Annotated in this window: 18 protein-coding genes; 14 read left to right on the forward strand and 4 right to left on the reverse strand. The window is 43.7% G+C overall.

Annotated elements, in window-relative coordinates:
- Window positions 1-14 precede the first annotated feature (14 nt).
- Genes tssH through D9603_RS17425 form a run of 11 tightly spaced genes read left to right on the forward strand, consistent with a single transcriptional unit; the run spans window position 15 to window position 15,341 of the window.
- Window positions 15-2,588 carry a type VI secretion system ATPase TssH gene (tssH, locus tag D9603_RS17375; RefSeq protein ID WP_128732268.1) on the forward strand — a complete coding sequence of 858 codons (2,574 nt, stop codon included), beginning with the start codon at window positions 15-17 and terminating at the stop codon, window positions 2,586-2,588.
- A gap of 4 nt (window positions 2,589-2,592) precedes the next feature.
- A complete protein-coding gene (locus tag D9603_RS17380; RefSeq protein WP_128732269.1) occupies window positions 2,593-3,312 on the forward strand; it encodes a transporter substrate-binding domain-containing protein in 720 nt (239 codons plus the stop codon).
- Between the two features lie 3 nt (window positions 3,313-3,315).
- A complete protein-coding gene (locus D9603_RS17385; RefSeq protein ID WP_128732270.1) occupies window positions 3,316-4,128 on the forward strand; it encodes a hypothetical protein in 813 nt (270 codons plus the stop codon).
- Window positions 4,113-4,625 carry a type VI secretion system lipoprotein TssJ gene (tssJ, locus tag D9603_RS17390; protein WP_125250760.1) on the forward strand — a complete coding sequence of 171 codons (513 nt, stop codon included), beginning with the start codon at window positions 4,113-4,115 and terminating at the stop codon, window positions 4,623-4,625. The genes D9603_RS17385 and tssJ overlap by 16 nt, the downstream gene beginning before the upstream one ends.
- A gap of 2 nt (window positions 4,626-4,627) precedes the next feature.
- On the forward strand, window positions 4,628-5,947 hold the full coding sequence (tssK, locus tag D9603_RS17395) for a type VI secretion system baseplate subunit TssK (protein WP_125250759.1): 1,320 nt from the start codon (window positions 4,628-4,630) through the stop codon (window positions 5,945-5,947).
- A complete protein-coding gene (locus D9603_RS17400) occupies window positions 5,947-7,116 on the forward strand; it encodes a DotU family type IV/VI secretion system protein (protein WP_241651701.1) in 1,170 nt (389 codons plus the stop codon). The genes tssK and D9603_RS17400 overlap by 1 nt, the downstream gene beginning before the upstream one ends.
- Window positions 7,113-10,475: an ImcF-related family protein gene (locus D9603_RS17405; protein WP_128732271.1), complete on the forward strand. Its 3,363-nt coding sequence runs from the start codon at window positions 7,113-7,115 to the stop codon at window positions 10,473-10,475. The genes D9603_RS17400 and D9603_RS17405 overlap by 4 nt, the downstream gene beginning before the upstream one ends.
- Window positions 10,476-10,501: 26 nt before the next feature.
- Window positions 10,502-12,514, forward strand: a complete 2,013-nt coding sequence (tssI, locus tag D9603_RS17410; protein ID WP_128732272.1) for a type VI secretion system tip protein TssI/VgrG — start codon at window positions 10,502-10,504, stop codon at window positions 12,512-12,514.
- Between the two features lie 8 nt (window positions 12,515-12,522).
- Window positions 12,523-13,026: a hypothetical protein gene (locus D9603_RS17415; protein ID WP_125250756.1), complete on the forward strand. Its 504-nt coding sequence runs from the start codon at window positions 12,523-12,525 to the stop codon at window positions 13,024-13,026.
- Window positions 13,027-13,041: 15 nt separating this feature from the next.
- Window positions 13,042-14,736, forward strand: a complete 1,695-nt coding sequence (locus D9603_RS21700; protein WP_161972762.1) for a hypothetical protein — start codon at window positions 13,042-13,044, stop codon at window positions 14,734-14,736.
- Window positions 14,733-15,341: a hypothetical protein gene (locus tag D9603_RS17425; protein WP_128732273.1), complete on the forward strand. Its 609-nt coding sequence runs from the start codon at window positions 14,733-14,735 to the stop codon at window positions 15,339-15,341. The genes D9603_RS21700 and D9603_RS17425 overlap by 4 nt, the downstream gene beginning before the upstream one ends.
- Window positions 15,342-15,405: 64 nt before the next feature.
- Here the strand turns inward: D9603_RS17425 and D9603_RS17430 are convergent, their stop codons facing one another.
- The 3 genes from D9603_RS17430 to D9603_RS17440 all read right to left on the reverse strand — a co-directional run bounded on the left by D9603_RS17430 (window position 15,406) and on the right by D9603_RS17440 (window position 16,345).
- Window positions 15,406-15,699: a PAAR domain-containing protein gene (locus D9603_RS17430; protein ID WP_125250755.1), complete on the reverse strand. Its 294-nt coding sequence runs from the start codon at window positions 15,697-15,699 to the stop codon at window positions 15,406-15,408.
- 135 nt (window positions 15,700-15,834) lie between these two features.
- Window positions 15,835-16,134 carry an antibiotic biosynthesis monooxygenase gene (locus tag D9603_RS17435; RefSeq protein ID WP_128732274.1) on the reverse strand — a complete coding sequence of 100 codons (300 nt, stop codon included), beginning with the start codon at window positions 16,132-16,134 and terminating at the stop codon, window positions 15,835-15,837.
- Entirely contained in the window at window positions 16,115-16,345 is a 231-nt protein-coding gene (locus D9603_RS17440) for a DUF2798 domain-containing protein (RefSeq protein WP_128732275.1), read from the reverse strand. The genes D9603_RS17435 and D9603_RS17440 overlap by 20 nt, the downstream gene beginning before the upstream one ends.
- Window positions 16,346-16,434: 89 nt before the next feature.
- On the opposite strand from D9603_RS17440, the gene D9603_RS17445 reads away from it, so the two are divergent.
- The gene (locus D9603_RS17445; protein ID WP_128732276.1) at window positions 16,435-17,295 is read left to right on the forward strand and encodes a LysR family transcriptional regulator; all 861 of its coding nucleotides are present in this window, start codon (window positions 16,435-16,437) and stop codon (window positions 17,293-17,295) included.
- A 20-nt stretch (window positions 17,296-17,315) separates the two neighbouring features.
- Here D9603_RS17445 and D9603_RS17450 read toward each other — a convergent pair whose 3' ends face one another.
- Window positions 17,316-18,017, reverse strand: coding sequence for an NUDIX domain-containing protein (locus D9603_RS17450; RefSeq protein ID WP_128732277.1), 702 nt, complete (start codon window positions 18,015-18,017; stop codon window positions 17,316-17,318).
- 305 nt (window positions 18,018-18,322) lie between these two features.
- On the opposite strand from D9603_RS17450, the gene D9603_RS17455 reads away from it, so the two are divergent.
- Window positions 18,323-19,198, forward strand: coding sequence for a response regulator transcription factor (locus D9603_RS17455; RefSeq protein ID WP_225740650.1), 876 nt, complete (start codon window positions 18,323-18,325; stop codon window positions 19,196-19,198).
- Window positions 19,195-20,580, forward strand: coding sequence for a HAMP domain-containing sensor histidine kinase (locus tag D9603_RS17460; RefSeq protein WP_128732278.1), 1,386 nt, complete (start codon window positions 19,195-19,197; stop codon window positions 20,578-20,580). The genes D9603_RS17455 and D9603_RS17460 overlap by 4 nt, the downstream gene beginning before the upstream one ends.
- The last annotated feature ends 56 nt before the right edge of the window (window positions 20,581-20,636 follow it).

The raw sequence follows: 20,636 nt of genomic DNA on the forward strand, positions 1-20,636 counted from the left end.
GTTAGGGATAAATCATGTCTCAAGTATCTATTTCAAAACTAATTTCTTATTTAGATAGTAACTTAAAAAATGCGTTGGAATATGCAGCAGCAGATGCGATGAATAGTCAAGCTGGTGCTATTGAGGTCGAGCATTGGTTACTTTCATTATTGAAGGGCAGAGACCCTAAACTACAACAGTTTCTTGAGTCACAACAGGTTAATATTGCGCAGTTCGTACAAGAACTCGAAGCCAAATTAAGCCAACTGTCGCCAAGCCACTCTGGACAGCCAACCATTAGTCCTGAGCTAATTGAGTTAGTTAAATCAGCTTGGTTACTTGCCTCTGTCGAGTTTTCCCACAGTGCTGTTGCTGGACTCCATTTATTATTGGAGATATTGCAGCCAGATCCATTGTCATTTAAACAAAAAGAATATGCAGCACTCAAAAATGTCTCGGTGGAGAGTTTAAAAGCACATATTCAATCTTTGTCTGTTGCACCGAAAACATCGGCGAAGGGCGCTGCAAACACCGCAGCACATAATGTCGTTACTGGTGCATTAGATAAATATACCGTAAACCTTACCCAAGCAGCCGCAGATAATGAACTTGATGTGGTATCTGGTCGCGCTGATGAAGTCAGGCAAGCAATAGATATTTTGTGCCGAAAGCGTCAAAACAACCCTATTTTTGTTGGTGAACCTGGGGTTGGGAAAACAGCGGTGGTCGAGGGACTTGCGCAAAAAATAGCGGCCAATGAAGTACCTCCTGTATTGTCTGGTGTGCAAATTCATTCACTAGACCTTGGCTTATTGCAAGCCGGTGCGAGTGTAAAAGGTGAATTTGAAAATCGTTTAAAAGATGTGATCAATGAAGTGAAAAACTCTGAAGTTCCCATCATTGTTTTTATTGATGAAGCACATACCTTAATTGGCGCAGGCGGTGCCGAAGGGCAAAATGATGCTGCTAATTTACTAAAACCGGCATTAGCACGTGGTGAATTTCGCACTATCGCCGCGACGACCTGGGAAGAGTATAAAAAGTATTTTGAAAAAGACCCTGCGTTGACTCGTCGCTTTCAGGTAGTCAAGGTTGAAGAGCCCAATGCTGAGGATGCGCTTCAGATGCTCCGTGGCGTAGCTGAATCGTTAAAAAGCCATCATCAAGTATTCATCACGGAAGCGGCGCTGCAAGCGGCAGTGGACTTATCTATCCGATACTTACCAAGTCGCAAGTTGCCAGATAAAGCTATTAGTGTGCTAGATACTTCATGTGCACGGATTGCATTAACACAAAGCGCTAAACCTGCCAGTATCGAAGCAGCAGAGCAAGGGATCCGCTATTTAGAAAAAGCACTAGTATCTTTGGCTAAAGAACATGAGATGCTGGCTAATCAGGCAACAGCAATAGCTGAAAAAGAAGAACAAAAATCGCAACTTGAAACCCAATTAGTGTCATTGAAGGCGCAATGGGAGAAGGAAAAAGAATTAGTTTCAACATTGGCAAAGATCCAAGCTGGTGAAGAGCAAGGCGATTTTACGGCGCAATTGGCAGCATTAAAAGCGTTACAAGGTGAGCAGCCAATGGTACATGCAATTGTTGATGAGCACATCATTGCACAAGTCATTGGCGCGTGGACGGGGATCCCAATTGGTAATTTGGTTAAAGACGAAGTGGCTAAGTTGCTGACATTAGAAACGGCATTACATCAGCGAATTATTGGTCAAAAACATGCACTGCATGAGCTGTCTAAGAGCATTCGGGTATCGCGTGCGGGACTGACGGATAAGCGTAAACCAGTTGGGGTGTTTTTAATGTGTGGCCCAAGTGGGGTCGGTAAATCAGAAACCGCATTGGCGTTGGCAGATCAACTTTTTGGCGGTGAGCAGGATATGACGGTCATCAATATGACCGAGTTTAAAGAGGCACATAAAGTGTCTATGTTGCTTGGCTCTCCAGCAGGTTATGTTGGTTATGGTAAAGGTGGTGTATTAACGGAAGCTATTCGCCGCAACCCTTATTGTGTGCTACTGCTTGATGAAATGGAAAAAGCCCACCCGAGTGTCCATGATATCTTTTATCAAATATTTGATAAAGGCTGCATTCAAGACAGTGAAGGTCGCAATATAGATTTTAAAAACACCTTGATCATCATGACTTCCAATGCCGCAGATAGCGCTATTGTCGACTTTTGTAATGTCAGTGATTCACATCCAGATTTAGTGGAGCTTGTTGAGAATGTGCGACCTGCGTTACAAAGCTTCTTTAAACCGGCCTTTTTAGGTCGTTGTAATATTATTCCTTATTATCCGTTAAATACCGATGAGCTGGCTGAAATTACTGAAATTTCATTAAAACGTGTGGCACAAAAGCTATCGGAAACATATGGTGCGACGCTTAGTTATGATCAGGCGTTTGTGGAATATGTGGTAGCAAAAGGCAATGAGCCAACGATTGGTGGCCGTGCTATCGAGCAGATCATCAATCGCAATTTGATGCCGCAACTAGCTGAGCGCTGTATTGAACGTATTAGTCAAGGTGAGGCCATCACAGCGGTGGTGATCTCGGGAACGGCTGATAGCTCAGGTTTTGAACTGACGATAAATTAACGAAATGATGCGAACAATCAACCTTATACAGACCCTTATATTGGGTCTTGCCTTAACGACAACACACTCGGTGGCCAAAGAGGTGGTGCAACTGGCAACGCATGACGCCTATCCGTACCACTACGTTGAAAACGAGCTGGTTAAAGGAAAGGTGATCCGTCAAGTTCAGTGCGCATTTAGCCGCATGGAAACTCCGTATCGTGCAGAATTTGATACTTGGGTAGAAGCCGAGCTTAAGTTGCGTACAGGTAAGCTGGACGCCATTTTTGCTGTCGCGGGGAGTGAAGCAAGATCGCGCTACGGGAGTTTATCTACTGCCATTGCGAAAAAACACTTGTACTGGTATTTCTCTGGTGCTGAAATGGATATCAGTGACAGCAACCCCTTGTATAAAAAATATAAAGTGGCAGCTGAGTTTGGTTCAGATGAATGGTTTGACATCAAACGTAAAGGCTACAACGTACAAATGAAACCACGCAACGGACATGCGCTGTTAAAGTTGTTATTAGGTCATGAAGTCGATGCGATTTTAATCGATGAGCATGAATTTGAGTATGAGCTGGCCAAGTTTAAGCTACATAATACCAACTTTTCTCGGCGCGAGTATAGCACCATAGAACTGGGTGTTTTGTTCTCAAACGCCTTTTTAAAAGCGCGCCCCACTTTTCTTGAGGCTTTTAATAGTGCCGCCTCAAATTGTCTTGTTGCCGATAATAGGAAGTAATAAATGAATGCTGCAATGTTACAAGTCACAGAGTGTCCTGATGATGTTCGGCTACTCTCGAGAATGGCTACGGTTTCCAAGTCAGGGGTGGTGTTAGGCGCTTCAATCGAGTGTGACTTAATCTTACCTCACGCAGAACAAGAGACGCAGCAGCATGACATCTACGCGCGCATCGAACAAGAAGCCGACAGTGGGCAGCTGCGCCTTTACACTGAAGTCGAAGGGGTGCGCTTAAATGGCCGTCCGCAGATCACGCACTCTTCATCGTTGCTCTCTGATGGCGATATTATCGTCGTATTCGGTTACACCTTATTACTCTCAATGCAGTCTGAATTGTCAGCTGCGCCACTTACCACCGAACCAAAAGAAGAAGCTTTTTTTGATGTTATTGATGAGGTTGAGTTTGATGCTAGCAATATTTTTGCTGATCTAGAGACTGAACTGGAACAGATAAATACGCAAACAGAACAAGCGGAGCAAGCACCTTTTATAGAGTACCAACGAGAGCATAGCAATGCGGTAGAGTCAGAGAGTAGCGTCAATAATGCAGCTATTGAGCAAAAGCTAGATAAGCTACTTGAGGCCTCTCGCAGCCCGTGGCAGCAACAAAAACAAATGTTGTTGATGCTCGACCAAGTGATGGATGAGTTTCTCAAAGAGTTTGACCCACAGTTGATAGAGGAAATGGTGGGGCCACCTTCACGATGGAGTGGCAAGCACTGGACTGCATATAAGCACTACTACACAAGAAAAATGAACGAAGGACACTTTAAGCGTCAGTTTAAAGCGTTATTAATCGAATGTATGCAAAAGTAATTTTAGTTTCACTGTTGGTTTTTTTTATGGTGGGTTGCTCAAGTGCTGATCCGCTACAGCGCTTTTCATTACCGATCCAACTACAGTTAGAGGCCAATGAAAAGCTGAACTGGGCAAACGAAGTCGCCAACCCAGTTGCTGTGCGTGTCTACCAGCTGACTAAGTCGGATAGGTTTATGCAGAGCGAGTTTATCTCTTTGTTTCAATCTGATACTCAGATCTTAGCGGAACAATTAATTGAAAAGCAACGCTTGTATCCGGTGATGCCCAATACCAAACAACAAAAAACCCTTAAGCTGTTACCTGGGGTGAGGTATTTGGCAGTATTAGTAGAATTTAGTGATTATCAGCAAGGCACAACCAAAGCGGTGATTGAAGTGCCTGAAGACGTATCTGAAAATACAGTGATTTGGCTGGGGCTCCAAGGGACTTCAATAAAGTTCTCTGTCATCCCACAACAAAGCTGGATGGATAGTTTGTTTAGTTGGGGAGCATAACTTTGAGTAATAAAATTGTTTGGCGTGAGGGCACGTTTTTATATCCTCAGCACTTTCAGCAAATGGAAGCGCACCTTGAAAATGTTACGCAACAATATAGTGCGTTGACAACTAGTGAATTTGCTCCCCATTGCGGTTTGGCACAGTTAAAGATCAATGAGGGGTTACTGAAGCTTGGTCAATTTTCGGTGATGTCATGTGAAGGGATATTACCAGACGGCCAGTATTTTAAACTCAGTCATGAAATAGCATTTCAGATCCCCGCAGGGACGATAGACCAAATGGTTTATCTTGTTGTACCTGCTTATCTTGCTGGCAATAATAGCTTTGACAATGGTGCGTCTAACTCAAGGTATACCACAGAATTTGCGCGTGTGTTTGATTTTACCAACAATCAAGCTGCTGAGCTTGAAATTGAAACTGCACGCTTAAATGTGGCGTTGAAACTAGAGCAAGAAAATCTTGATGGTTTTGTGAAACTGGCGGTCGGGAAAGTATTAGAAGTGGGCAGCGACGGTGAAGTGGTGATAGATCGGGCCTTTATTCCTGATTGCTTGAGTATCGGGGCGGCCGATATTCTTCTGGAGCGAGTAAAGGAGCTAGAAACACTGGCTAATGCTAAGGTCAATCAGCTCCTGACACGCTTACAGTCTGTGGTGGATACGCAAAGTAACAGCGCGTGGTATAAAGAGCAGCAGCTATTGACGGTGATTTACCACTGGCTGCCTTGGCTGGAGGCTACACAGCGAACACAGCATTATAAGTTAGGTCGTTTTTACTTTGAACTTAAGCAGTTTGAAGCAGCACTACTGAGTATCGATTTTGAAATGCGTACCCCTTGGACACCGCTGACATTCGATAGCTTGTATGAGAAATTCCATACCGTACTGGCAAAAATCAAAGATAAATTGTCGATTACGCAGCAGCAAAATGTCATTGAGTATATCTGGGATAAATCCCTGTTTGATAGTCGCAGAATGTTGTTGGTTAAGGTGAAGCAACACGATATTAGTCAGACTAAACGAATGGTAATTGCTGTAACTAGTCCGCAAAGCCTAGCTAAAGAGCTATTTACTACAGGGTTTAAGCTGGCGGGCAATAAAAGCATCATTAACTGTATAAAAAATGCGACGCCAGGCGTGCGAGTCAGTGCGTTGCCTTATGCGCCACCAGAGCTAAAAGAGCAAGGTTCAACCGAGTACTTTCAGATTGATTTGGACGATCCGCTGTGGGTAAAAATAGTAGACAACAAGGAGATGCTGGCACTACATATTGATGCCCGTATTCATGTCGATGACGTTAAATTATTTTTGATTAGTTAATGATGAATACCGCCAGTTATACGGTGAACCAGTTTTCACTTGTAGATGAGAAAAATGCCGCGTTAAAAGACTTGCTAACAGAGTTTAGTTGGCAGGAAGAGGCACTGTTACAACTTAGCTTACCATTGCTTGCGATGGTTGAGTCGGTATCGTCGTTAGAGGATGCTGCGGCACTAGAAAACTTTAGAGCCAATGTTATTACTGAGCTGAAAAGTATTAAACAAAGAGGAAGAGAGCGAACGGTATCGCCAGCATTGCTCGATAAACTCTGTTTTGTTTGGGCCGCTTTTTTTGATGAGCGAGTCAGTTACGGTTGTCATTTGGATACTACTCAGTGGCAAAACAAGACCCTAGTGAGCCAATTATTTGGGATCCGTAACAGTGGTGATACCTTCTTTAACCTAGTGTTTCAGCTGATGGAGTTTCCCAAAAAACATCTGGCACTGCTTAAAATCTGCTATCTCATTTTGCAGTTGGGCTTTAAAGGAAAGTATCACAACGGTCAGGTAACTGAGCTTAAAAAACTCACCGCAGAGGTAAGCTTTGCACTAACTGAGCTTGGTGCATTCAAACTATCACTGGAAGCACCTGCTCCTCCAGCTCAAAAATTAGGCCGAAACATAGGGCTGTTTAGTGGGATCTCACCACTGAGCTTTTGGTTCACTTTCATGGCGCTGATGATCACGGGGTTGCTTATTTATAACCAGTATTTTGGTGAAATCTATGCGCAGCAGAACCAAGAATACCAAGAAATGGCGGGAGATACTTTTTTGCATATCCAGCAGTTGCAGCCGAAAAAAATGTTCATCGAAAACGCGAGGTTTTATGATGGCCGACAAATACAGCAACTTGACACTACAGCGCCTAGTGATCCGTCATTACAGCAGTCACAACCACAAGTTGCGCTAGAGCATAGTCAGTCAGATTTGATGATGACATCAGAGGCGGCGACTCGTTACTTAGTGCAAATTGGCGCGTTTAAAAATATGGCTCGGGCGCAGAAGTTGAAGCAGCAATGTGACAATGCACGCTACCCCTTAGTTATCGAAGAAGTCGGACAAAGCCAATTTGTTGGCTTTATTGCCAATGGTTTTACCCAAGCGAAAGAGGTGAGTCAGTTCTTTGCCGAAAGTTGTAATATTTCACCCTACATCAAGGAGTATCAGTGAAGACCCCATTAGCTCGTTTATGGATCGGTGCATCCATCATGTTATTGGCTATGCTGCTCGTAATAATGACTTTTTTATTAACGTTGGCAACCCACTGGTATTGGCTTGGAGCACTGCTTGCGCTGGTGAGTTTACTGGTGATTTATGTACCGAGTATTAACCGCTTTGTGGTGGGAAGATACCAAAGAAGAAACTTTTTTAAGCAATATTCCACCCTTTATCAGCGGATTGCGAAAAAGCTGAAGCTAAGTGGAAATATTTATAAAACGGCTTGGTATCTGGTTATTTCAGAAGGCAATACCAGCGACTCATTTGCTCAATTTAACCGCGTTAAACTCAATGGAATGCCGGCCAATATTACGGTCTACCATGTTCAAGGAGCACTGATTTGGCATGTTCAAGCTAAAGTTGAGGAACAGCAGCACTTTTTGGCGTGGTTAAGCTTTATTCGTGCCAAGCAGCCACTAAATGGTGTATTGCTACTGAGTGATGCGTTTAGCGTGATCCAGCGCTCGCAAAAAGCAAAACAAGAGTTTATTGCAGACTTTAAAGCTCGCCTTGAATCTATCTACTTACGAAGTGGCTATCCTGTTCCGGCGCATTTGTTCTTATGTGGTATTAACAAACTTGATGGTATTGCTGAAAGCCTCAATGAGCGCGTTGAGCTTGCTGATCTCTCTATTTACTTTTCTGAGCAAGGGTTACAGTCATCTCAGGCGCTCAGTGAAGCTTATGACTTGTTATTTAAAAAGCTATTTGCCAACAACCTGCAACAAGTATCGTTGCAGTTAGATGATGAATTTAAACGTAAGCAGCTGCTAGGGCCGATGCAACTGCAGTATTTAAAGCTTGCGGTGTCACACTTTATTGATGAGCTGGCTGATTTTAATGGTCAGGTATTACCGTACAAAATTGAAAGTTTTCATCTTGTTGAGTCGGAAGGCGGGCAGCAACGTGTCAATCTTGCAACGGCTCATACATTAATTGAGGTCAACCAGTCTTTACTACCGGTCGTAGCTGAAACCACCTTAAAACCCAAAGCAGAAATCACAAAAACGTTTACCAACCAAGTACTGCCATTAGCGCATTTAGCACCAGTAAATAAATGGAAGATCTGGCGTCATAGTTTTCGTCAGCTTGTTATGCTTGGTACCGCAGGGGCGGTATTGACAGGCTCTGCGTGGATCGGGTGGCAAGCCTATGATTATAACCAATCGTTGCATCAAGAGTTTAGTCAGTTACATCAAGACTATAAGTATATTTTAAACAAAGAAGCGATCAGTTTTGATGAACTGGGTTCACTGATTGAGCCGCTCACCTTGCTGCAATCTGGCTATAGAGCGTTTTCTCAAAGTAAAGCGCACAAACCTTGGTATGTATTTCCTTTTTTGGCTTCTATTGATCGAGAAGAGCATTATCGAGATTTATACCAACAGCAATTAGCCACCACACTAGAGCCAACATTGAGTAAATACTTGGAACAAGAACTCTTTGTTTACTTAGAATTAGAAGATTACCTTAATGTGATCAATGTGAAGGATATCTATCTATCATTTGCGCAAGCAGAAAATAAAACACAAGTAGAAAAGCACCTCGCAAAGTCGTTAGCGCAAAGTGGTATGCTAGACGATACACAAATTCAGACCGTGTTGAGCCTAATTGATGACCTATACCTACTTGGTTACAACAAGATAGATACCAACGAAGAATTATTGGCTCTGATTGATTCACAGCTTGCACTGCAAGACACCAATCAGCTTATGTATGAATATGTTAAGCAGTTACCTGAATTTGCTAAGTTAATTGACATTAGGCCGACGCTTTTAGCAAAGCATAACAACCATGTGAGCTTGTTTGGAGTCTCGCGCGAAAATACCCAATTTCTCGTACCTGAACTATTTACTCCCAAGGCATTACAGCAGCTGTCGTTTTTACCAGAGTCTGCATTTATGCAGAAACTAGTGCAAGACAATCATGGTCTGTTTCAACAAACACCTTCTAAGCGTGAACTTGCCCGCATTGGTAATTATATTAAATTTAGTTATATCAATGACTATATCAGTTTTTGGCGGCAGTATTATTCAGGGATCCATCTTGTACCTGAGCTGTCGTTAGAGGTGTTGCTGTCTGAACTTACAGAAAGTGAACAGTCTCCGTTATTACAACTTTACACGACATTGCGAGCGTACGTATACGTCCAGTCCATTGATGTGCCTAGTACAGAACAATCGCAAGTATCGGCTGCGAATGCACCAAAAAAACTGGCGGCTAAATTACAAAAAGCGCAGCAGTTGGCTGACAAAGCCAATGCAACGTTAAATAAAGCGTTGTTGCTGGAGATAGAACAGGCCAAGGAGTTTAACGAGATTGCAGGAAAGATCCGCCAAGCATTTTCTAGTAGTCCAATTCTCGTACAAAGTGCAGATGTATTAGCAGCAGAGTACCAAGTTTTTGTTGCTGAATTAAAAGCATTAAAAGATTGGAAAGCTCAAGCTGATAGTACGGTGTTTCCTGGTCAAACATATTTTGAGCAGCTTAACGACCCCACTAACTTTAAAGACTTTTCTGGACTTTGGTTAAGTCGTTATGATGAGCCTTTGATGGCTGAACTTGTTGAACAGGTGCTGCGTGAAACCACTACCCATGTTAAGCGTAAGGTCTCTGAATACTTACAACAACAATGGCAGCAAGATGTGGTAACCCCGTACCGCAATAATGTAGCTGCTTATTACCCATTTAATAAGTCTGGTGAAGATTTGAAACTGAGTGCACTGGCTGCATTCTTTGCACCAAATAGTGCTATTAGTGATTTTGATAAACAAATACTGGCACAATTTGTAACGGTTGGTGACGTGCTTGAATTACCCGTATTTGGACGACAGGCAAGCCTAACCATCGCACCGGATGTCACCCAGTTCTTGTCAACGTATCGTCAACTACAACAAACACTTTATGGCCAAGATGGGAATTTGAAGTTTACTATTACCGTAGCGCCAAAAGCTATGTCTGCTGCCTTAAGTGAGTTTTTGCTCCGGGTGGGAGAGCGTAAATTGAGCTACACGCATGGGCCTCTAGTGGAGACTCAGTTTGTGTGGCCAGAAAACTTCTCAGAGCAGTCTTTACAGCTGATATTAACCGATCTTAACAACCAAAAATTGACACAAACCTTTGAAGGGGTGTGGTCGCCCATGCGATTAATAGAGCGCTTTCAGCAACACACAGGACAAGATGCGATTGAGATAAGTACGCAACAAGGCGCATCTGTGGTGTTTAATATTAAAGGCGCTGGTGATAACAGCAGCTTACTGAGTCCTGAATTTTTTGCTCGGCTGTCAGTGCCAAGTACCGTTTTACAGTGATTAATCTACTTCAATAAGGTATCAATATGGAAACTTATATTGCAGGTGAGGTGAGCTATTTGGTTGCAAAAGCAGCCAGCGGCAAAACGTATCGCCTGAACTACTGCAACATCAGTGATGAGGTAGATAAGGGCGTATCTGCTGAAGTGGAACTTGTTACTGATGGTGATGATGGTACCAGTTTGCTAGGAGAAACTTTAACAGTAAACTGGTATCAGGACGTCGCGGGTCGACCTAATAATTTATTAGAGTATCAGGCGTATGTGGCGGAAATAACTGAACTTGAAAGCGGAGCTGATAGTGTGCGACGGTTTCAACTGGTGCTCAAATCTTGGCTCTGGTTACTGCGTTTTAATCGCACATATCGAATTTATCAAGGGCAATCTGTAAAAGATATTCTGTCGGATATTTTTGATAATGCGGGTTTTAAGGGGATGTACAAGTTTGGCACTATGCCTAGCGCCAAATTGGAATACTGTACCCAGTATGATGAAACCGATTTAGCGTTTGTTACTCGATTGATGGCACAGTCAGGTGTTATTTTCTATTTTGCGCAATCAAGTGGTAAACACACTTTGCAGGTACAAAGTGCGAGTTCACCACTAGACACAAACAGTCAAGCTAAGTTTGACCATGCTCAAGTTAAAACCGCGAAAAACCTATTGCTACAACGCTTTGAACCGATGCAAAAGCTGGTTAAAAAGTCACTGTCCCTTTCTGGCTATAACTATACAAAAACAAAAGTCGAGTCGGCCAAAAGTCAAGTTTCAAGCTCCAGTGTGACTACCGCTACAAGCAACGGCTTTGAATATGTTGGGTTACAAAGCGATAGCAATGACTTTAGCGATGTCAGTACACTCGCGACGCAGCTAAACCAGGCTGAACAAGCACAAGGTGGCGATATCGAAATGGAGACAGATGCGAATGTGGTCGTAGTAGGGAACAAGCTATCAGTGGTGACGCATCTGCAAAGTCAATTAGAAGGCGATTATAACGTTTTAGCAGTCAATCACCATATTGATGTGCGTCAGTCAAATCAAGCGACTAGTTATCGCTGTGTGGTGCGCTGTCGTGATGAAGCGAAACCATTGACCCCCCGCCATCCAGCTAAGCCATTGGCACGTGGGATCACCTCTGCGGTGGTAGTCACGGAAAGTGGCGCTGCAGATAGTAAAGGTGAAATCAGCCAAGATACTGATGGGCGTATCAAAGTACATTTTTATTGGGATACGGCAGATGATAAGTCCACCAGTTGCTATTTGCGTGTAATGCAGCAAACTGCTGGTAGTAAGGCCGCAATGCAGTTTATCCCGCGGATAGGGGATGAGGTTATCGTTGACTTTATCAATGGCGATATTGATAAGCCGATAGTGATTGGCAGTGTTTTTAATAGCAACACTAAACCACTTTACCCACAAAAAGATGCGACACAGTCGAGCATTAAAACGGGTTTAGCTGACGATACCGCCCATGAAATTTGCTTTGATGACAAAAAAGGTGAGGAGTTACTGTCGATTACGTCAGGTAAAGACTTTACCGTCACGGTGGCAAACAATGCCACACATTTAGTCAATGCCGATGATAGCCTAACGGTTAAGAAAAATCAGACGACTTCAGTGGAAGAGTCACAAACGGTTTCTGTAACGAAAAATTATTGCTTGAAAGCGGATAAAATTACACTGGAAGGAGACAGTGAGATTGCGCTAAAAGTGGGGAGCAATCAAATTACAATATCTAGCTCTGGAATTAAAATAGAAGGCGCGGCTATTGACCTGAAATCGTCTCAAGATACGTCGATCTCGGCGATGAATTTTACGAGTGCTAGCAAAGCTTCCACCAAAATTAGCGCTACCGCCAACTTGGACTTAAAAGCCACGGCTCAAGCTAATCTAGAGGGGACAGCTGGGGTCAATGTTAAGTCTACAGCCATTGCAAAGCTAGAAGGGACGGCCGGTGCACAAGTCACTTCAACGGCAATGGCAAAGCTCAGTGGTACGGCAATGGCTGAGATCAGTGGTGCGCTGGTAAAAATAAACTGAGTAGATTAATGACGAGAATTAATGAGCAAGTGCTTGGGCAACTCAAGCAAGCGTCTATCGCGACGATTATCGGGCGCTATAAGGCTTCTGAAGAAGCCAGCCACTTATTACAGCCAACATTGACGCCACAGCAGGGGGTCGCTGTACTGCTAAAAGCTGATCTAGAGCGGGATGCGATTCAACTTATTGCACATGGTCTAGCGGTGATGAATGCTATCCGCTGGGGGCTTGAAATAGTGAAATCCTATGGCGCAAACACAGATGATGAGCACAAGGTATTAAGCTGTGTAGAGAGCTGGTTGCAGTCCCCGAGCGAAACCTTACGTATCCGTGCACAACAACTCGCTGAACGGGTAGGGCTAGACAACGCATTTGGTTGGCTAGCTTACTCAGTCTTTTGGTCAGGAACCGGGTCAATCGTTGCACCTGAGTTACCTGTGGTACTACCACCTGAAAATATGGTTGGCCATGCTATCAATGCTGCAATATTATTATCTATGATAGATCAATAATCCCTTGGAGCTTTCATGCCGTTTGCCACGACTCATATTTTGAATACATGGCGCAATGACACCAGTATTAGACTGACACCTAGAGGCAAATTATTACGAAAAGTGGATAGCAAAGTTGCAGCGTATCGAGCGTCTGCAACTGCTGCCAACTTTAGAGAATTAAAAAGTGCCTATTTCTTATGGCAGGTAAGCAAAGAAGAAAAATATTTGAAGCAAGACGGTTGGCGTTCAAGCCAGCGAAACTCGGCTGATAATAACTTTCCTGTTGAGCGCTTGCATCACTTTCTATTTCCAGAAAAACAAGATCAAGAGATTGATGACTTCTCTTTGTTGCTTGCCAAAGAGGCCAAGCGAGATTGTGTAAGGATTTTATATGGCAGCCGTGCAAAGTTTCTGTATAAAGATGACTTGAAAGACATGGTGAAGCAGGCCAAAAAAGACATCACACAGTCAAAGCGTGAAAAACAAGAGAAAGATCGCCAAGTACAGTCAAATTACAATGAAGAGCAGCGGCGTGAATCATCAGAAATTCATAAAATTGCCAATGCGATTGTGAGTCAAATCAAAAGTGGCAATGTCATGGCTACCGCCGTTAAACAGGGCTACCACTGGGTAAAAGAAATCGCGCAAACCGTTATCGATTTTTTGAAAGGCATAGCGCAAGACTTTATGTTCTTTGTCAAAGAATGCTGGGTGAGTATCCGCGAACTGTTGATAAGCTTGGTTGCTGAAATTTGTATTGCTTTAGTGCCTGGTATCAACGCTATCGTTTCTGCCGCCAAATCTGTAAAAGAGTACACAGATGCGGTGAAAATGGCAGCTAAAGCTTGCTCTCAGCGTTTTAAAGATAGCAAAACGATGATGCTGGCCAATAAAACCTATCAGCTGAGAACAGCCTTGACGACATTTGCTAATAACCAATTCTTGCTGGCGATGGCTGAAGCAGGTAAACAGTTGGTGAAGGCAATTGATAACAGCTTTTCGGTCATTTCTGGGATCACACTCCCTGGTAATGTCACGAAAATACTGACTCTGACCGCTTTTTATGTACAAAAGATCGCAGTATTAGCGAAAGAGTACTACTACACTCGAAAGATTAACCGACATTTACTGCAAATCAATAAACATCATCCGTATCTTGATGACAATTTGCTAAAAGATCCGCTCATTGCTGCTTACCTTATTGTCAATGCAACCGACTCCACTTTATTTGCAACAGTGCGAGACAATACGGATATGGCAGTGTGGCTTGACTATTGCAATGAGCATTTATCTGAATTTGAGTCGTTAAAGGAGCGAGCGCAAGAATATATCGAGTCTCGTAAAATTCGGTTGAAGGATCTGAAAACCAAGAGCGATGAAGTGGGTCCTGCGCCTTTTCTGCAACAAGTACAAAATTTTGATAAATCCTTACTGAGTAAAGTGGAGTTATCTAAGCCTAGCTCTTTACTTGATGATATCAGAAGCTTTGATAAATCTACTTTAAAATCAACGTCAACGCAGGAAAAGCACGGTCATGGGTTGTTGGATGATATTGAGCTGTTTAATCAGAGCAACTTAAACTCGGTGAAAACAATAGAAAAGCGCGGTTTGGGACTACTAGATGAGGTGACCCGATTTAACCCCTCACAATTAATGCCAAGTGATACCCAAGTAAAGCGCGGGGTTGGTGTGCTCGACAGCTGGAATTATTCAACAAAAAGTCATTGAGTAAAGCGAATACGACGGTAAAGCAGGGTGTGAGTGTATTGGATCAAGTTGAGCTTTTTAATAAAAAAGTACTGAAGCAACAAAGCACCAATCAGTTTGACCAGCTATCGCAACTAAAACGATTAGAAATGGAATTGCAGGCCTTAGACTATAAGCTGCTTGGGCAAACGTTATTAGGTAAATCGTCGCTGTCGCATGATCTGAATACACTGGAGCAGACGCCAGTTAATGTCGCGCAGTGGAAAAAGCTAACATGGGTAAAATTTGGTCGCCGTCACGAAATTACTAAAGCTATCGACAATGGTATTGGTAAGTACTACCAGTTTTTCCGCCAGCGCAAACAGGCATTAATTAGGCCACGTAACTGTAAGCAGATCCCCGCTTGCTTAGCCATCATTGCTCACCGTATAGAGATCTTGCAGCGTGATGTATTGTACCCTGCACAAAAGTGGTTATCTCAGCTGGACTCGACACATCGAACCAGTCCTCGTCGCCCTGCGATGACAAGGCTTAATGCGGCTTGTCAATCGGAGCGTAACGCACTACAGGCTTTGGCTGTGTCTTTGGAAAAGCTGCATAGGCGATATGCCTTACTGTCTGATTAACGTGGTGCTTGGACAGCGAGTGAGCGTAGATAGACCTAGGCTTTAAGCTCACCGCTAATTGTGTTTAGCCTATTAACACCGTTGGCATGCCAAGGACGATATTACCGCCATGGCTGGTGGTGTCCCCCATTCTTGCTGCTGGTCTGCCACTGATAAGCACACTGGTACTGCCTTTTACGATGGTATCTGGTGGACCAACACAAACAGCGATATCACCAACAACAGAAGCAGGCATTCCCCCAATTAACACGTTTGGCACCGAAGGGCCTGATATTGGCCCGCCTACATGTGGCACGGTGCCAGTCACCAAAGAGCAGACGTGCATATCTGAAATCCGTGCAGCTGGTAATCCTGGCATGGCATTTTCCTTTTATTGTTGTACTTCACCTTAGTATATCGTCTTTGTAAAAATACCCAAGGTTTAACAAGTCACTAAACCAATCGCACAACACCTAATAAAATGGCATTGTGCTATATCGAGCTAAAGTGTTGGTTACAGCGGTTTGATGGCGATTATATCCACCGCTTTTGCCAACCATCCTTGATACAGTGTAAATACCTGTTTGGTGTAAGCTTGCTGATGATGAAAATCGAACGCGGCTTGATCGACGAAGCGCTCAACTAAGGTAAGCTGGGTGCGGTTTTCATTTTCATAAAGTTCAAAGCGTAAACATCCTACTTCTGCTCGAGTGGCTGGCAAGATCTCTTGGATTGAGTTAATACAATCTTGATAGTGCTCGGTTTTAGGTGTGATATGGGCGATAAAGTTGACGTTATAGTGGTTGTTGGCCATGGTATTTCTCCATAATGCGTTTAGTAACGGTGGTAACTGGGGCTGATAAAACATAGGCGGCGGTAAAAGAAGCTGGCCAAGCATTAGCAAAGGCATGCGCCCATCGCGTGGTAAAGTCCGCCACTAATCCCAAATTGATGTACGTAACCCATCCAGACACCATAAACGACAGGCACAATGACAGCAGTAATGTAAAAATGAGTTTTTGCATGTTTCCTCCTTTGGCTGTTGGTATGATTGTAGGGAGTTGCCAGCCGATCAGAATGGCAAAAATGGAAAGCTAAGATTGCGGAGATAACTATGCTAGATGACTTAAGACTCTTTGTTGAGGTAAGCCGCCGAGGAAGCTTTGCCAAGGCGGCAGAAGACCTTGGCATAGGCGCGCCGACGCTATCTAAACGGATGTTAGCGCTAGAAGAAAAGCTTGGTTATCCGCTATTACTGCGTAGCGCCAGAGGACTTACATTAACGAATCATGGTCAAGCTGTAGTCGATGAGATGGCTGATCCGCTGCTTGCGCTGCATGCAAAAAGTGAAACGCTTTCGACACTAGAAGCTAAGACGTTCCACCTGCTATGCCCGCAAAACCTAATAATTGATCCATTATACGATGCACTGCAATCGTTTCAGTCGCAACATCCTGATATTCAATTACATGTTGAACCTGCCAACAGTGTGGCCTTGTTAAGCCAAAAACGCTTTGATTTAGCGATCCGTGTTGGCGAGCTGGAGGATTCTAGCGTCTATCAAAAGCGCTTGGGGCAAATTACCGTGCGGGTAGTGGTCGCTAAAGAGATTGCGTCTATGCAAACTTTGTTCTTACCGTTTAAAGTTTCACAAATTCCAGCAACCGATGAATGGCTCACACTACTTGCGCAGTTCAATCACGTATCTTATGTAGGTGATATCACTCTGGTGAGAAAATTGGTTGGTTCAGCGAACGGTGCGGGTGTATTGCCAATGACGGAAATAGCCGCGCTGCGCGCGTACTCTAAAACAGCATTTAAATATATCGGTGACTGTCAATTTACTCGTAACATTTATGCGCTTTGGCCAAACCAACGGATCCCACCGGCTCACACCAAGGATTTTATCGAACAGTTGCAAGCACAATGTCAGGCACTAGATTATTTGCAAGGAGCAGTATTGTCGTTGTCGTAAAAACTGCCACGATCTGCGCTTTATCCAAAGCTCAAACTCCGTTCAAAATACACAGTTTCAGTGTCTGACTTTAGCCGGTATAACTGTGCCAGTCGCCCACCAGACTTCACTTTTTCATCGAGTGCTTCAAGCATGCCGGAAGCTTCCACACGCCTTATTAAGCTTTTACGTTGAATAGGCTTGGCGATGATGGCCTCAATGGCAGCTTTAAGTTGTCCGATGGTAAATTGATCCGCTAAGCAATAAACGGGGATCATTGAATATAATGCTTTTTGTTGTAGCTGAGATCTTGCCGTTGCGATGATCTGCTTATGATCAAAAGCCATTGCGAGATCTTGGATCGCACTCAGATCCATCCATTTTACTTCCTCCACTGCACTTGGTTTTACAGCGATACACTGCGGTGAAATCAAGGCGTAATAAACCAGCGATACGCTAAAGCCTCGTGGATCACGGTTGATCCCTGAGAAGGCTTGTAGCTGCTCAAAGAATTGCGGAGTGGCAGCGGTGAGTGCTTTGATGTTGCGCAGCGCACTCATATCCGTGTTGTCATCCAGTTCAATATCAACACACTCGCCAGGTAACTCCCACCGACCTTTAAATGGGGCGCTAGTACGTTTTACCAACAGTACTTTTAGGCTGTCCTGCAACATTGTAAATAGCACGTTGTTTACTGAAAAAAGTGGGGTGTGAAACTGGGTTAAATCATGTTCAGAAGTCATCGGTTATTTAGATACTGTCTTTTGGACACAATAAACGATTGTCCAGATTAAATCAAAAATAAGGGTTTTTATGTTAATAAATATAATTTGTTGTCTGTGCGACATTAAGGTTTAAATCGATCAAAATTTGTATTGTTGTGTGTTTGTGTCTTAGTGACACTATTAACTATGAGTTGCAAAGGTTGCGATTTTGCATTGATAAGTAATGTAAAAGTCCTTTTATTATAAATAGTTACCATCAACCAAGAGGGTGAATGGTTGATTGTTTTTTGTTATGCGGTGTTTGCAGCTTGGTATAATTTGCTATGGTCACTACGTTTAATAAGCTGTGCGGTTGTGGCATAGTGCAGCTATTGACATTATCAGCTGACGGATCGCTTACTTGCGTGGGCGCGATTGACTCTCATCACAATAATGATGAAAGGTATTGCGGCTATCAAAAGGCTTCGAATACTTCAGCACGACTCGTTAAGTTAATTTCAACAATGCCTAACCAATATACTGTTTTATATGTCGAGGATGACCCAAGCAGTGCCGAGATTTTAAGTTTATATCTGGCACAAGCGGATATGCAGGTTGTCCATTTCGATAACGCCCCAGATGCCCATCGAGCCTTACAGAACCTCACATTTGAGCTTGCGATTTTGGATGTTATGCTCCCAGGAGGTGATGGTCGTGAGCTACTTAAAGAATCCGTTATGCGCAACATTCCTACCATTATGGTGACCGCAAAAGTGTCTGAAACCGACCGCCTTGAGGGGTTTGAACTTGGCGCGGATGATTATGTGTGTAAGCCTTACAGTCCGCGTGAAGTTATCTCCCGAGCAAAAGCCCTATGTAAGCGCAGCTATCGTGGACAGCAAAGTGCCGCTTTGCTGTTTGATGGCTTAAGCATTAACTTAGAGAGCAAATCCGTCACTGTGGCAAAGCAGACTCCTGCGTTGACGGCGGTAGAGTTTGAGTTACTACTCACCATGGCCAAACAACCTCACCAAGTATTTAGCCGTGCACAATTAATAGAGCAAGTGTGGGGGAGCGATGCACCGATCACAGACCGTGCCGTTGACACGCATTTAGCAAACCTTCGTAAGAAACTGGGCGATAGCAAAGCTGAGCCTAAGTTTATTGCTACGCGTTATGGTCAGGGTTATCAATTTATCGCGCATAAGGTATTGCCATGAAATTAAAAACTAAATTTACCTTACTTGTGGCACTATGTACCTTTGCATTGCTTGGGAGCTTTTATCAGTTATCTAAACACTCGGCGGAGCGCACCTTTTTAGCGTTCAATAAGCAAAGTGCGGTGACATTTGGGCATACATTGCTTGATGATGACTTAGTGGAAGCCGCATTGGCTGACAAAGCTTTTGTAAACCCAGAAGCGACGCTGACGTTTTTATCAGCGACTTTTCCCGAGCAACTGTTTATTTGGCGAGACACCAAATTAACCACGAGTGCAAAAACCCTCGACCCAACGCTCTCAATTGAGTATGAGCAGGTCAAATCCGGTCATCAATTTTCAATTCATCATCCCGGTGTTGCAGCCTTTGTGGTGCAATTTAATGAAGTGCAACATGAACTGGCGCAAAATGAAGAATTATTTTGGCTTCCCAAGGTACTGCTAGACAGGTCGTTTGAAAAGGAAGCGCTACAGCAAGCGATGCTGGACGATTTTATGCTTACTTTGGTCATCTTATCGATTATTGCTGCATTACTTGCGTGGCTGGGGTCGTGGTACTTCTTGTCGCCGCTCAAACAGCTTAAACGTAGCTTTAAGGCGATAGAGTCGGGCGAGTTAGATACCCGCTTGGCGCTTAAGCGCCATGATGAAGTGGGTGAAATCATTAACAGCTTCAATAATCTTGCTGCGTGGTTACAGGGGTTACATCAGCAATATAAACAAATGAACTCAGACTTATCCCATGAGCTCAGAACCCCACTTAACGGCATTCGCTCACGCTTGGAGGCAATGGAAGACGGCATCTTGCCGATGGATAAAGCCCAGCTGGCAGTGATCGCCCAAGACCTTCACAACGTCAATCGTATCATCGACGACTTGTGCTTATTATCGTTAACCGAGTCAAAACAACTGACGTTGTCACCTACACAGGTGAATGTTTCTGAGTTGCTAAGTGCGCTTTTGGTGCGTTATCAAGCGCAGGCACAGGAGCAAGGTGTGGCGTTGACAGCGGATATTCAAGCGGGCGTAACCGCTACGCTCGATGCAGGAAGAGTTAGGCAGATAGTGGTGAATCTACTCGATAATGCGTTTAAATACGGCGCTGATGGCGGCATTGTAATGCTACACCTACATTATCAAGACAATGAACTGGTTATCACGGTAGCTGATCGCGGTCAGGGTATGTCTCCTACTCAATTAACACAAATATTTGAACGCTTTTACCGAGTTCAGGCGTCACGCCATGACACATCTAGTTTGGGGCTCGGCTTACCCATTTGTCGTCAACTTGCTGAGTTGATGGGGGCGACCTTGACTGCCAATAGCACTGAAAATCAAGGAGCGAGCTTTACGCTGAGGTTTTCTCGACTAATACCAATTTGACTTAATACTTGCTCAATTTGAAGGAGTAAATCTGGCGCTAACAGTGTTAAAAATTT

Origin of the sequence: Pseudoalteromonas sp. PS5, assembly GCF_004103255.1 — a bacterium.
Classification (GTDB): domain Bacteria; phylum Pseudomonadota; class Gammaproteobacteria; order Enterobacterales; family Alteromonadaceae; genus Pseudoalteromonas; species Pseudoalteromonas peptidolytica.